Raw genomic sequence first — 13,809 nt, 5'->3', positions numbered from 1 at the left:
TAGGTACCGACAGATTGCGTTGCGCTGCAACGGGTTGAAGACTCGAGCGCACGTGCACGGGCGGCCTGTGTGCGCTGTTGTCGTGGTGTGGCAGTGCGGAGCGCAGCGGAGCTCGATTCGGTTGGACGCCCGCAGGGTGGCCCGGCCCTGCTCCCTCACGCTTTCCCGATCTTGGGCAACGGAGAAGGCCCGCACCCGGTGTCGGGTGCGGGCCTTTCGGTCTGCGGCTGGTGCCTGTGTCAGGGCTGCTCGGCCGGTGGGGTGGTCGGGCGCCCTTCGGCGGCGTCGCGGATCCACTGGGGTACCTCACGGCCACTGCGTTCACGGAGTGCGATCGAGGCGCGGGCTGCTGCGGCAGCGACACTGCGCCGTTCGTTAGGGGTCCAGGTCTTGCGAGCTTCTGCTGTGGTCATCGTGGGTCCTCCTGCTCGTTCTGGTTGTCAGTGTCCTCGGTTTCGTCGGGTTCCGCCAGTGCGCGTCGGGCGGATCGATCGGCCACGGCGACGAGGACGTCTTGTTCGGTGGTGGTGATGAGCGGCGAGTCGGTGACGGTGGCGTAGATGTCCCATCCGAGCTCGGCTTCGGCAGGGTCTGCGCTGGTGGTGCGTTCGAGGCACCAGGTGATCCGTTGCCAGGCCTGGGCGCGTTTGTCGGCCACGGTGCGTTGGCGGACAGTCAGGGCGACGCCGACGACGGCGAGGACGCCGACGATCAGGGTTACCCATGCTTGAGCGGGCATCAGGGGCGTTCCTTCCAGGTGGTGCCCGGTGCCGTCAGGCACCGGGGCGGGTGTTCTACCGGCGTGAGGTTCCGCGGACGATGTCGCCTTCGATGTAGGTGAACCCGTCCCCGCGGCCGTCACGGAGCGCGAAGTGGTAGTCCGCTTGAATCCAGACGGTAGCGAAGTGTCCGGCGTCGGTGAGTGTGCCGACTAGGTCTCGGTCGGCCCCGTTCGGGAAGAACGCCACTCCGGACGAGGTCGGGTAGTAGCGGTTCAGGGTGTCGATCAGCGATTCGACGCTCCGACATTCGGCGGCCGCGTCGAGGGCCCTGTCGTAGATGGTCCAGTAGTCGTCGATGCCATCGCTGTCGTTGGTGGTCATGGTTTGTACTCCTCGGTCTGGTCGGTCGGATGGGGTGTGGTGTGGTGAGCGGGCCGGGTCAGTAGTCCTCGTCCCAGTGCTCGCCTGCGTAGGTGGGGTCGAAGTCGGCGGGTGCGTGGGCCGGGTAGCGGCGTCGGAGGTCGTCCCCGAGGTCGAGGCGGTCTTGCCAGTGCTTGTCGCATCTCGGATGCGCTACTCCGGTTCCGGACAGTGCGTCCCGGTATTCGACGTCACCGGTGCAGTCGGGTCCGTCCGCGATGCAGGTAACGGGCTCGGTGTTCGTGGTCTCGGTCATAACTGTTGCTGCCCTTCAGAACTGGTGCCGGGTCGGTCTTGCGTCCTCCCCCACGTTTTTCGCCGTTTCTGGCGTGAGGAGAGAAGGCAGCGCACGGGGCCGACGGGGCAACCCCTCGGCCGGACAGTTTTTCGTGGGAGCGCAGCGACTGCTCGACGAAAAGTGTTCGGAGCCTTCGGCCGTAGCGCAGCGGAGCGAGGGGTTGAGGCGGCGGGCACGGGTGATGAATGCTCGCCGGTAGCCAGAACCGCTGCGAAAAACGTCTGTTCGCTTTTCGCGGTGCGGAGCGCAGCGGAGCTCGATTCGGTGGACACCGCAGGTGGCCTGATCCGCCGGCCGGAACTCTCGGCCGGCGAACCCTCCCCGACCGGCTACGCGGCCTCCCCGGTCCCGGTGTCCTCGGCGTCGTCCGACTCGGCGGCGGCAGGGTCGAGGGCGTCGGCCAGCTCATGGACTGCGGTCAGTACTGCTTTCGCGGTGGCGGTGACCTGCTCAAGGTCTCCTGCTGCCCATCCGGCGATGTAGCCGACGCTGTAGGCGCTGGTGTCGAGTCCCAGCATCCCGGCCAGGACGTAGGCGACGGATTCGGCTTCGACTTCCATCCGGCCCCGGTGCAGGTCTTTCCGGGCCTCGGGGCCGATGAGGTCGGGTGCGTGCATGATCGCGTGCGCTGCCTCGTGAATCATCGTTTTCGCAGCCGCTGCGGGTTCTAGCGCAGCGTCGACGACGATCCGGTGGGAGCCGTCGGTGGTGGTGTAGCCGTTCGCACTACTGGCGATCGCCTCGCGGGTGACGGTCCAACCACGTGCGGTCATGATCGCGTCGACGCGGTCGTAGATCGCGTCCGGATCGGCGCCGGTGAGGAGCTGCGCGATCTCCTCGGGTTGGGGGTGTCCCTCGATAGGGTCGGTTTGGGAGTGGTCGAACACCGACAGAATCGGGAAGATGGGCACCTTGCGGGTCTCTTCGTCGCCGGTGTCGGGGTCGGTCTCGGTGACGGTGCGGGAGCTGTAGCCGTAGATTCGGATTGCTTTCTCGCCCTTGCGAACCTGCCGTCCGCGTTGCTGCCAGGCACGGAATCCGGCGACCTGCGTTGCCTCTGGTTTCTGACCGAGGATCAGCAGGACGTTGTTGAAGCTGTAGGAGTGGAACGAGGCCACGTGGTCGAGGTACGCGCGCCAGGTGTCGGAGCTGGTCAGCTCGGCTACCTTGTCGGTGATCGAGGTGTGCAGTGATGCCGCCAGCTCGCGGCGTGCTTCGGCTTTGTCCGCTGCGCTGGTCTTGGTCCGTGATGCCATGACTGGCCCCTCTCCCTTGTGACCGGTCCCCCGGCCTGCTCTGCCAATTTCTTGTCGCCGTCATCTGGCGTGAGGAGAGACAGCAGCGCACGGGAACGACGGGGCAACGCCGCGGCCGGGCAGTTTTTGTGGGAGCGCAGCGACTGCTCTACGAAAAGTGTTCGGAGCCATGGCCGTAGCGCAGCGGAGCGAGGGGTTGAGGCGGCGGGCCCGGGTGATGCAGTATCGCCGGGAGCCAGATGTTCGACAAGAAATTCGATGTCTTTTCACGGTGCGGAGCGCAGCGGAGTTCGGTTCGGTGGACGCCCGCAGGGTGGCCGGCACCGCCGTTAGGCGGAATGGCCGACTGCTCGTCGACGCCGCGGAGGTGGCCACCTCCCGGTCGTGGAGATCGCGAGGTGATTGTGCGGGAGCGCCGGAGACCGACCACGCTCGGTGTCGCGGTAGCGCTGGTGGGTGGCGGCAAGACCTGGGTTGAGCACTGCTCCGACATCGCTTTATGGGTTTGCTGGTGCAGCTACTCTGGTCGGACTACAACATGATCGAGTTAGGAGCCTTGTCTTGGCGTCTTCCGTATGCGACCGCTGGGCTGCAGCCGACAAGGCGGTTCGCTTGACTCCTGGCTTCCGATTTCAGGTGGGACTCGATGTGGTCGCCTCCATGCAGGAAGTGTTGGTTCGCAACGCTTACGAGCTGCGGGCGCATTTGTACGTTGAGGACTTCACGAACATCGGCGAGAAACTGACAGGTGAGTTCGTCCAAGAGACTGTGCGGTTGTTGATCAACTACTGCTCAGCTCGGTCGGCGCTGGTAGATACCACTCGGGCGCACATCGCAAAATTGTGCGAGAAGGTCGGTGGCGAGCCAGCTCGGTGGGCAAAGGACGACTACGCCAAAAAGACGGAGTTGCACTTCGATAAGCCGAAGTACAAGTTCCTGCAGGACCTTCGAAACTACTGCTGCCACTACGGTGTTCCGACGTTGAATGCCTCCCTCAAATGGCCTGTCGGCGAGGTCTCCGGCGATCTGCGGCATGAAGTGACGCTCATGGCGGAACCCATGTTGAAGTGGTCCAAATGGTCGTCGCCCGCGCGGGCCTACATCGAGCAGAACGTCACTGAAGGTATTGCGGTGGTTCCGTTGGTTTCGGCATACCAGGACGATGTCCTTGCCTTCTACGACTGGTTCCCCATCGAAGCAGCTAGAGCCTTCACTGACGAGCGTCTGGCGACGGCTCGGCAGTGGCAAGAGGTTCAGGACCTAAAGAAGGCGTGTCTGTCGAGCCAGCACTGATCTACCGGGCCCGTGAGCTGGCAAATCTGGCCGAATCGAGCATCGTCTCGTGCCCGCTCCCCTGCGCCACCCACAATAACTTCTATATATGGCGTCACGGATGCGGTGAAACGTAACTTTGCGATACTCGACGTATGGACCAGGCCGAATACGTCGCTCTCGCTGTGGAGCGCGTACGGGCCGTCCTTGCGGACCACCACGCGGTGGTCCATTCCGAGTTGGAGAGCCGGATCGCGGAGGCCAATTGGGCGGGTTCGGCCGGCAACGTCGACCCTCACCACATCACCACAGCGCTGCAACAGCTGAAGCGCGATGAGGAGATCGTCTGGGAGGAAGGACGGGCAACCCGCGGCGGCAAGCAGATCGCCACCATTCAGCCCGTTGACCGGCGTCGACGAGCAACGAAAATTGACCGGTCGGCTGCCAGGAAGCGGCTGCTGTACTCGCGGTATCAGGGCTGGGCACAAGGTACTAAACGCTATCCGCAGGGCTTGATCGGACCAGCCGGAGAGACCGCCGTACGACTCGCTGTGATTGAGTCCGGCGCGCTGCAGCCCGCAGTTCCTGGTGCCGGAGAGGCATCGACACTGCTGGGTGTGCAGCTCAGCGGGCCAGTCGATAGCGCGGGGTTCATGGTGCCACTGAAAAATGGACTTCCTATGTCCCCGGTCACGGTGCTCATCGAGGTCAAGAACATTCGCGGCTGGATCTATCCCAGTTCCGTTGAGCTGTACCAGCTACTCGGTAAGGCAAGCCGTTTACAAAATAGCCGTCCTGACCAGCTCATCCTACCGATCCTGGTATGCAGGAAAACCCACCCGACGACTTACTGGATGGCCAAGCAGCTCGGGTTTTTCGTGATCGAGACCGGACGTCAGTTTGCTGGCGAGGTCGACGAGGATGCATTGCTCGAGGTTCGGAACGAGCTTCACTTCAACGACCTGTTCAAAGGAGCCGACCCGAGCGTGCGGGTACGGGATCGGTTGAGCAAAACCATCCCCAAATACTCTTCGACTGCCGCTGAGCAGTGGCGCGAGACGAGCGCAGAGTTAGAGGCTACTTTCAGCAGTCTTGGTCGAAAGCGTCTGTCCAACAGCACGAGACGAATCATGACGAACCGTCTGCGCGAACAGAGTGCAGAACTGGGCCACCCTGGGGGCTGGTGAAGACCTGCCAGCCGTTCCGTCAGTGGTTGTCGACGCCGGGGCGTGACCACCTCCCGGCCGTAGAACGCCGCGCGGGACCAACGGAGACCGACCCCGCTCGGCGTCACGGTAGTGCGCGACTAAGTGCACGCTTTGCTGCCACCGCTCGCACGCAGGATCTACGATGAACTGTGGTCGAACACGTGCAGGGGGTCGTTAAGCGAACGACATCGAACCCCAGAACCATTCTCGCCTTTTGGGGTGTCGCATTGTCGGTGATTGTATCCGGCACGGTTGGCACCGTCGGCTTTTTGGCATCATCAGAGTCGAAGTACCTTGTGTTGCCGACTTTAATATTCGGCGGATCCTTAATAGTCGCAATTATCGTTGGGCTATTTGTCCTATGTATCGTAAAGCCGCAACGGCTAATGCTGGGCCAAATATCGGGTACAGAATATGTCGCGATCGAGCAGCGCATCTACGGAGATAGCGACAACGGAGAGTTTGTCGGTGGCTTTGCTGTCGCACCATTACCTGCGGGAACGCGCACTGAGAACACTATCGGCGAGGTCGAGGAAGAAGAAGAGGAGGAGTGATGGCGGCACCCAACTTCGTCGTAATATGCAGCGTAACTGACGCTAATCGCCAGAAAGAAGTACACAAGCGAATCAAAGCAATCAGCCGTAAGTGGTGGCATCACGTTGACAATGTGTGGATCGTGGAGTCCGACCTGCCTATCAGCGAGTTTCGCCGTAAGGCGAGTGAATCTTTAGAGACGACAGATTCCCTTCTGGTGCTGGCATTGAAGGCAACTTCCGGGTCCCGATGGTCTCAGCGCGGTTTTGACTCTTCCTGGTTCAGGAAGGCCTTCACCAAGCCGGAGTGAGCAAGACTCATTTTACTGCTGGAAGTGACGATAGAGAGTACGCTTGCTGACTCCTAGTGCGTCTGCGATGTCTCCGATTGTGTTGCCTTGGTTGCGCATTCGGGTGGCTTCTCGTTTTTTGGTGACCGTGAGTGCGGGTGGTCGTCCGCCGACCTTTCCTCGTTCGCGTGCTGCGGCGAGGCCGGCGTGTGTGCGTTCGCGGAGGAGTTGGCGTTCGAAGCTGGCGAGTGCGCCGAAGATGTGGAAGACGAGTTCTCCGCCGGCGGTGGTGGTGTCGATTTGTTCGGTGACCGACGCGAATGCCACTCCCCTGGCTTTCAGGTCTGCGATGAGCTCGATGAGGTGCGGAAGGTTGCGGCCGAGTCGATCGAGTCGCCACACGGTAAGGGTGTCACCGGGTAGGAGGATCTCGAGCAGTTCAGTCAGTGCCGGCCGGACAGTGGTGGATCCACTGACCGTGTCGGTGAAGATGCGTTCGCAGCCGAAGGCGGTCAGAGCGTCGCTCTGTAGGTCGAGGTTCTGTTCGGCGGTCGAGACCCTGGCGTATCCGTATTTGTGGCCCACAGGCGCTTACTATGCCACAACTCATCGGTTTCGAGGTTTTGACATGCAGGGGTATCGCGTACGTTTTTGGCACTACTCGACGGCTGGTCAACTGATTGGTTGTCAGTTTCAGAAGACGGCTGCACTTGTTCAGAAGTGAACTGCACTAGCTCAGTTGCGGTTCGATGGCTGAATCCTGCGTGTGGTGAGCCTGCGTTGCAAGTTCGACGTGTCGACGACCGTTGTCTCCGGACACTGTGCGATCACGAAGCGGTTCCGCTGTTCAGCCAAAATAGGTATCCCGCAGCCTGTGGGCGCGATTGAGTGCGTGACCTCCTGGGCGCACTACTCCGGGCCGGCAGAACAGGCACCTCCCGTTTTGCGCGGTCCGAGTCGTGCAGGTGCGTTTGCCTATATTCGGTTCAGGAGCGTTGTACCAACGTGGTGATCAGTCGCAGGCTTTGCCTTGGGGACAGGTCTGGTAGATACGCTTTGGTGATCGCGGTGCCGATGCTGGGCAGGGCCGCGGGATCGGCGTACGCCATGTACATGGGCCTGTATTCGGGTTGGAACTTCGATTTGAACGCGAGCAGCGATCGAAATCCGTAGACCGGTTCGAGAGTTCGACCGAGCAGGTCGAGCCCTCGGTCCATGACTCCATCGGTCGATCCTTCGGCCGCAGTGGGTGTCGATACTGCAGTGGGCGTCGAAGCTTTGGCCAACGGGGCACCGGACAGGCTGAGGAACTGCGCACCCTCGTCTTTCGCCATCACCGCTGCGGAAGCGATCAAGAATTCGATGGCCGGCCGAAACCCGTCTGCTCGCCGGCGCATGAAATCCATCGTCCACCCCACCACCGCTCCGTCCCGATACACAGGCATCCACGAGGTAATCGCGTGCACGGTCCGGTGCTCGTCCACAGCGATGAGGCATCGAACGTCTCGGTCGTCGAGCTCGTCGAGCCCACCGAGCGTGAACCCCATCTCCGGCATGCCCTTGTCGGATACCCATTCCTCGGAGATGGCAGCGATCTGATCGGTGATCACGAAGGGTGCGTCGGGGTACGAGAGCCACTCCGCGTGCACACCGGCCTTGCCCGCCCGATTGATCGCAGTACGCACATCCTGAAACTTCTTCCCGGTGAACGCCAGGTTCGACAGGGTCAGCACCGCTTCCTGGGCGACCTGCACACTCGACCACCCCAACGAGTCGGTGACCGACCGAACCTCGGCCGAGACCGAATACAGGCAGGGTGTCCATCCGTTGTCGACACAGAAATCTGCGAATCGAACGACCGTCTCGTGCACGGTGCCGGGCGGGCACACCGGGCTTCCGGTGGTGATCGCGACACGACCGATCACTCGGTAGGCAATGAAGGCTGTTCCTGCCTCGTCGAACCAGTACTGATTTCCCTGCCATGTGGTCATCCACGACAACGATTCGCCGCCGCAGGACCGCAGAACGTCGCGGGCGCGCACGACATCACCGGTTCCGACCGTGGAGGCAGGTTTGAGAAAAGTCCTGAACATGGCCACGGTCAGAACGATCCAGAACACCACACCTGTCCACTCGAACAGCAGCGTTGCCGACGCGTTCGTGGGCAGCAGACGCGGGTCGAGCCAGGTCAGGTCCACCGGCGGGATCAGCCGGTTGGGAAATTCGGCGATGAGCGCGGTCGGTGTAGCCACCGGATCGAACCCCGCTCCTGCGAGCAGACCACCGACGACGAAGACCACGAACAGAGTCGCCACAGTTGTCGCGGCCGCGTAGCCGAACCGCCGATACGTTCCAGGCGGCGCCGCCGCGTCGAACAACTCCCGAGACCACAGCAGCAGTGCCAAGATCAGGATCGGGGTCGCTACCGGTATGGCAGACCTCGCGATCTGCGAAGTCTCGTCCAGGCCGTAGAACACCGAACCCGGTGTGACACTGTCGATGTAGCGCAACACCATGTTCAGAACGCCGAACCCGATCAGGATGCCTTGGGCGGCCACTGCCGTCCACCAGGCTCCGCGCCGACCACGCCGCAGACCGTCCGCCACCGCCAACACGAATACGGTCGGCATGATCGCCAGCATTGTGGGACCGAACCCGGAAAGCCGGATCGCAGCGAGACCTTCCCGGCATTCGCGCGGATCCCCTCCCGCCGAGCACAGTGCCCGGACGTCACCGACCGTAGCCTCGGATCCACCGAACACATCTTTCAAGCCGGCGAACGGGCCGATCGCATTGGGAGACAGTGCCGCGAGGATGGGACCGATCGCACTGGCCGCCACCACGAGCGCAACCAGCAACCGACCCTCGCGTTGAGTACCTGCCACCGGTTGCCGCCGCGGAGCCCGGCCGAGCAGAAGAGGTCCCAGAAGCAACCCGGTCGACGCGGCCATGAGCCGGATGACGTCCTGCAGGTGTCCACCGAACAGAACCAGGGTGATCAACAATGTCACCATCACCACCCGCACCCGCCATCGCCACAAGGTGCTCATCGAGACCGTGGACGCCATGACGACCCCCACGATCCAGGTGGTCGGGCCCACCGCGACGCCGCTATGCAACGTAGATGCCCACCGCAGACCGATATGTTCGGTCACCGAGGTGAACAGCACTCCAGCTGCGGTGCCGCCCAGCTGTGTCAGCACTGCGGCCGCGACCCAGCTACGCGTGCCCAGCCGTCTCTCAAGGGGCGCAGCCACACACAGCACCAAGACCGTCGCGAGTAGATACCCGGTCAGGCTCGGTGCCCAGAGACCAGCCGAGAGCAGGGTCCACACCCGGCCCTGCTGCAAGGACTCGCTCCCGACACCGACCTGAGTCAGCACCGACCGCCCAGGACCGTGCCCCACACTCCCGGTGGCAACCCCTGCCACCCACATCCCGGCCACGAACACAGCAGTCGCCGGCGCACGCAGCACGGTCTCACGTACGAACGCCACCGCCTCGTTCATGCGCCGCGGCGTGACCCGTACGGCTGAGCTGGCCGCGGCTGCCCAGCGCTGTGGTCGGTCCAGCTCACGATCGCCGGCCGTCACAGCACTCGGGTGCACCGCAACGCGTGGCTGCGTCACTGCAGGGCGGCGGCGAGGTCCGTCAGCGCAGCAGTCTCCGCGGCGGAGTCGGGGGTGTTGGAGCGGATCGCGGTGAGCACGATATCGATACGCGAGTCCAGAGCGGTCCACCCCGCAGCGTCGAGCGGCTGCAACACGGGTTGATCGTCGTCCCAGGTGTTTTCGAGATTCTTCGCAGTAGTCTTCGCCTCGTCCTGATGACCGGACCGAACGGCCCCGGCAGTGTCGTCGACGATCGAGCGGAGCTCGACTACGCGCTCAGGCGGGAAATTCGCGATCGCCTCCCCCGGCGCGAGATCGACGATCGCAGCCCCGGAACCCTCCGCCTCATTTACCGGCGCTGAATGTGGCTGCGCGGACGCCCACGACAGAAGCCCCGCCGTGGCAACCGCGACTGCCGCGAAATAGACGAGCATCGTGCGCTCACGGCGTGAGTCTGTGGCGACCGGTTCGGGCTCGACGCGGTGATTCCCGATCACGTCTCGTTTCGTTTTCGTCAGGTACAGCACCGTGGCCAGGATCGCGACCAGGAAGATGACGCTGGTGAGGAATGTGCCGAGACCGAGACCGTGCTCGGTGCTCGGTTGAGCGAACCAGTCTCCGAGATTCGCACCCAGCGGACGGGTGAGGATGTAGGCCAACCAGAACGCCAACACAGCGTTCGCGCCGAGCCGCCAACCGGCGACGACAGCCACGATCAGGCCGGCGGGCAGCAGTACCGACGTGCCCGGGCCCCACCCGGTGATGCTCAGCGTCCAGTCACCCGCCGCGGTACCGAGTGCGAACGTCACCAGAATCGCCAGCCAGTAGAACAACTCTCGGGGCACCGTGACGATGCTGTGGATCGACAGAGTCCGCTCCCGCACGAACCACACCCCGAACACCACCGCCAACAACACAGCGAACACCGACATGCTCACCGCCAACGGAACACCACGACTGTCGGTGAGGATGTCGGTGTACAGCGTTCCCGTGACACTGAGCACCACCACCGTCAGCCAGTACACGGCCGGTACGTACCTCGACAGCCAGATCTGAACCGCAAGCACCACAACGAGAATCACGGTGAACAATCCCGCCGTTGCGGTCAGTCCGACACCGAGGGTCATGTTCACCCAGTCCGCGACACTCTCCCCCACTGTGGTGCACAGAATCTTCACGACCCAGAACCAGACCGTGATTTCGGGGACCTTGCTCAGCGCCCGGTGGTGGACCGCCAAGTGCTCGGAATCGGTGACATCGCTCATGAACCGGGACCGTACCCACGTGATGCTGAAGGTCCGCTGAGGATCACCCACCGCGTACCCCGACCTCGCCGAACCACCCGTCTACAGCCTCCGGTGAACCGATCCCCGCGCGACCAGTTCCACGGTCAGCGCGACGGCGACGGTCTGCCCAAGCAACAACCCGGCGAGCACCAGAATCTGTACGGCCCCCGCCTGCAGGGCCGAACCACTGGCCAGCAGCACGCCCACGAACGCACCCGGCAGAGTCACCAGCCCCACCGTCCGTGTCTGATCCAGGCCCGGCAGCAGCGCGTCGTTCGCGGTGGGCCGCACCACCTCCACGCGCGCGTCACGTTCGGTCATGCCCAGGCTCAGTCCCGCCTCTACTTCTCCGTGCCTGTCGGTCAACGCGGCCAGTGCACGGCGCGCGGACAGCGATGTTGCGGTCATCGTCCCGCCCAGGATGATTCCGCCGACCGGCACAATCGAGATGCCCTGCGCCGGAACGACACCGGTGAGCAAGCACAACGGCACCACGATCCCGACACCCACCGCCAGGGGAACCACGAGCCAGATACCTGACCTCCCCGACTCCGAACGCCGAATCGATGTGAACGCCGCGGCCACGAACATCATCAGCAGCACCAGCAACGACGACCACAGATGCTCGAGCGCCGCAGCGAGAATCAGCGAGATCGCCGCCAATTGCACGAAGCCGCGCAGAGCAGCGGCCGGAGCGGTGATCATTCGCCCGATCGAGGAGACCCGATAGATGATCGCAGCGAGCGTCACCATCACGCAGCAGAGAACCACGAGCGGCAGACCAGGCTCGGCCAAGGAAGAACTCACCGGTCAAGTATGTGGCGTGACCCAGCCCGTGTGTCTCGTCGATCTGTCTCAGCGATCGTGTCTCGGCGATCTTTCAGCGGAGGACGGTCATGGTGGCGTTCACGTGACCGTCAACCACAGGGGTGATCTGGCCCCGCCCAGTTCAACACGGTCTTCGGCAGTGTGCGTGTGCTCCATCACGTCGTTCGAGACCGCACGCGGCCTGTGTTCTCGATCAGGGATGTAGATGGTCGGAAGCGTCGGGCGAGGTCATCGGGATGGCGATCTGGAAGCGTGCTCCACCGAGGGTCGATCGACCGACGGTCACCGAACCACCGTGTGCCGCGACGGTGCCGGCGACGATCGCCAATCCCAACCCGGTACCGCCCTCGTGACGGGTGCGGGAGGCGTCGAGTCGTACGAACCGGTCGAACACCCGCTCACGTTCGGTCTCGGAGATCCCTGGCCCGTCGTCGTCGATAGTGATCACTGCAGATCCTGCCGACTCGGTGCAGGTCAGTTCCACCCGGGTCCGTGCGTGCCGGACAGCGTTGTCGACGACGTTGCGCACCATTCTCGCCAATGCCGGTTGGTCACCGGTCACTCGAACGGGGACGATCGACGTCCCGACATCGAGGTCTGTCACGGCTTCGATCCGTTTTCCTTCTTCGTACAACACGTCGTCGAGATCGACATCGACCGTGCCGTGCGGAGTCTGCATCTCGTCCGAGCGGGCGAGCAGGAGAAGATCTTCGATCAGTCGTCGCATTCGACGCGCTTCGGGCAGCAACGATTCATCGATCAGGGACGCATCGATGAGCTCGGGCCTGGCCGCTGCGAGTTCGAGAGCGGCAGTGATCGTCGACAGCGGACTTCGAAGTTCGTGTGAGGCGTCGCTGACGAATCGTTGCTGCGCTCGTTGCCCGGCGTTCAATCGTGCCAACATCTCGTTCATGGTCACCGCCAGGCGCGCGATCTCGTCCCGGGTCTCTGGGACCGGGATGCGTTCTCCCAGATCATTGTTCGAGATCGAGGCCACGCGGGTGCGGATCCGCTCGACGGGGCTCAGCGCTGCCCCGACGAGTCGATAGGTTGCCAAGGCGACGAGCGCGACGACTACCGGGCCGACGATCGCGAGCAGGATCGCGACGGTGGTGACCACCTTTTCCACCGGCTCGCGGTCGGCACCGACCAGCACTGTCACCGGCCCGTCGGCCGTCGCAGCACCGACACCCGTGACCCAGAAGTCGCCGGTCTCGTCCCGTTCGATGCGCCCGAGGTCCTGTGTGGCCGTGGGCGCAATCTCGACCGTGGACAGCGGCGGGCCGCCGTCTGCAATCGAGGATGCCTGCACCGCCCCGGCCGCGTCGATGACCTGGAGGATTCCGATCTGTCCGTCCGTGGCCAGCAGCGACTCGTCGATCTGTCCCGGTAGATCGGTTTCCAGTTGTTCGCTGACCTGCACCGCTCGGGCGGTGGCGGCGGTGCGAGCAGAGGACTCGAGGGAGCTGTACAGGACACACAACAATGCACCACCGGCCGCGATCAGGCACACGGCCAGCACCAGTGTGGAGGCCACAGCGGATCGCACGCGCACCGTCCACGATCGTGGCCGCAGAACATCGACGAAGGCACTCATGCCTCTGAGTCTGCTACCCGGCGGCCTGAAGGTCGTTGCCGTCTTCAGCATCGCTTCAGGAACGCTCTGTCAGAATCCACGACCATGACCACCCCCGCGGCGAGGATCCGCGTGTGCCGCTGCAGATGACCGAAGCTGACCTGGCGGTCACTGCGGCTGCGGTCGGTCGGTGACCGGCAACGCCGACGACGAGCAGGCGCGCGCGTTCGTCACCATGTTGCAGGCCGAGATCGATCTTATTTCGGCGCGGATCGAACGCGCCGAGCACATGTCTCGGACGGCTTGGGAGGTCGGCCGAACCTCGTCGCGCCGTTGGTATGCCGACGATGCGCGCACACAGCGCCGGATTCTCTACGATCTCCATCGCCAGCTCGATTCCCTGCGGAACCGATTCCCGGGGGTGTAAGCGCCGACGTTCGGGCCGCTGCGCCGAACTCTCTCAGCTCTCCACAGGGATTCTTCAGGAGCAGGCGAGCATATTCGGGGCT

15 protein-coding genes are annotated in these 13,809 nt (G+C 63.5%); 5 read left to right on the top strand and 10 right to left on the bottom strand.

The window, feature by feature from the left end:
* Positions 1-239: 239 nt before the first annotated feature.
* From CH278_RS27555 to CH278_RS12995, 5 genes are all read right to left on the bottom strand, one after another.
* Positions 240-413, bottom strand: a complete 174-nt coding sequence (locus CH278_RS27555) for a hypothetical protein (RefSeq protein WP_155289420.1) — start codon at positions 411-413, stop codon at positions 240-242.
* Positions 410-739, bottom strand: coding sequence for a hypothetical protein (locus CH278_RS13010; RefSeq protein WP_094622114.1), 330 nt, complete (start codon positions 737-739; stop codon positions 410-412). Before CH278_RS13010 ends, CH278_RS27555 begins: the two co-directional genes overlap by 4 nt.
* A 55-nt stretch (positions 740-794) precedes the next feature.
* Positions 795-1,103 carry a hypothetical protein gene (locus CH278_RS13005; RefSeq protein ID WP_094622069.1) on the bottom strand — a complete coding sequence of 103 codons (309 nt, stop codon included), beginning with the start codon at positions 1,101-1,103 and terminating at the stop codon, positions 795-797.
* 58 nt (positions 1,104-1,161) lie between these two features.
* The gene (locus CH278_RS13000) at positions 1,162-1,398 is read right to left on the bottom strand and encodes a hypothetical protein (protein ID WP_094622068.1); all 237 of its coding nucleotides are present in this window, start codon (positions 1,396-1,398) and stop codon (positions 1,162-1,164) included.
* A gap of 371 nt (positions 1,399-1,769) precedes the next feature.
* A complete protein-coding gene (locus CH278_RS12995; RefSeq protein ID WP_094622067.1) occupies positions 1,770-2,696 on the bottom strand; it encodes an ArdC-like ssDNA-binding domain-containing protein in 927 nt (308 codons plus the stop codon).
* Positions 2,697-3,257: 561 nt separating this feature from the next.
* Between CH278_RS12995 and CH278_RS12990 the strand changes: the two genes are divergently transcribed.
* From CH278_RS12990 to CH278_RS12975, 4 genes are all read left to right on the top strand, one after another.
* Positions 3,258-3,989 carry a hypothetical protein gene (locus CH278_RS12990; protein WP_143536255.1) on the top strand — a complete coding sequence of 244 codons (732 nt, stop codon included), beginning with the start codon at positions 3,258-3,260 and terminating at the stop codon, positions 3,987-3,989.
* 134 nt (positions 3,990-4,123) lie between these two features.
* Positions 4,124-5,155, top strand: coding sequence for a hypothetical protein (locus CH278_RS12985; protein WP_094622065.1), 1,032 nt, complete (start codon positions 4,124-4,126; stop codon positions 5,153-5,155).
* 170 nt (positions 5,156-5,325) lie between these two features.
* Complete coding sequence (locus CH278_RS12980; protein WP_094688662.1) at positions 5,326-5,730, top strand: hypothetical protein; 405 nt, start codon at positions 5,326-5,328, stop codon at positions 5,728-5,730.
* Positions 5,730-6,020, top strand: a complete 291-nt coding sequence (locus CH278_RS12975; RefSeq protein WP_143536254.1) for a hypothetical protein — start codon at positions 5,730-5,732, stop codon at positions 6,018-6,020. Before CH278_RS12980 ends, CH278_RS12975 begins: the two co-directional genes overlap by 1 nt.
* A 12-nt stretch (positions 6,021-6,032) precedes the next feature.
* On the opposite strand, the gene CH278_RS12970 is transcribed toward CH278_RS12975, so the two are convergent.
* From CH278_RS12970 to CH278_RS12950, 5 genes are all read right to left on the bottom strand, one after another.
* A complete protein-coding gene (locus tag CH278_RS12970; RefSeq protein WP_094622062.1) occupies positions 6,033-6,584 on the bottom strand; it encodes a recombinase family protein in 552 nt (183 codons plus the stop codon).
* A 401-nt stretch (positions 6,585-6,985) separates the two neighbouring features.
* The gene (locus CH278_RS12965) at positions 6,986-9,508 is read right to left on the bottom strand and encodes a DUF2156 domain-containing protein (RefSeq protein WP_094622113.1); all 2,523 of its coding nucleotides are present in this window, start codon (positions 9,506-9,508) and stop codon (positions 6,986-6,988) included.
* A 116-nt stretch (positions 9,509-9,624) separates the two neighbouring features.
* Positions 9,625-10,875 (bottom strand): COG4705 family protein, encoded by a 1,251-nt coding sequence (locus tag CH278_RS12960; RefSeq protein ID WP_094622112.1) that lies wholly within the window; start codon positions 10,873-10,875, stop codon positions 9,625-9,627.
* A gap of 81 nt (positions 10,876-10,956) precedes the next feature.
* The gene (locus CH278_RS12955) at positions 10,957-11,703 is read right to left on the bottom strand and encodes an ABC transporter permease (RefSeq protein WP_094622061.1); all 747 of its coding nucleotides are present in this window, start codon (positions 11,701-11,703) and stop codon (positions 10,957-10,959) included.
* Between the two features lie 214 nt (positions 11,704-11,917).
* Complete coding sequence (locus tag CH278_RS12950) at positions 11,918-13,321, bottom strand: sensor histidine kinase (protein ID WP_094622060.1); 1,404 nt, start codon at positions 13,319-13,321, stop codon at positions 11,918-11,920.
* A 169-nt stretch (positions 13,322-13,490) separates the two neighbouring features.
* On the opposite strand from CH278_RS12950, the gene CH278_RS12945 reads away from it, so the two are divergent.
* A complete protein-coding gene (locus CH278_RS12945; protein WP_032371172.1) occupies positions 13,491-13,727 on the top strand; it encodes a hypothetical protein in 237 nt (78 codons plus the stop codon).
* The last annotated feature ends 82 nt before the right edge of the window (positions 13,728-13,809 follow it).

This window comes from Rhodococcus sp. 05-2254-5, assembly GCF_002258575.1.
Taxonomy (GTDB): domain Bacteria; phylum Actinomycetota; class Actinomycetes; order Mycobacteriales; family Mycobacteriaceae; genus Rhodococcoides; species Rhodococcoides fascians.
Note: the sequence above shows the minus strand (reverse complement) of the source record. Positions and strands in the feature narration are given on the sequence as shown.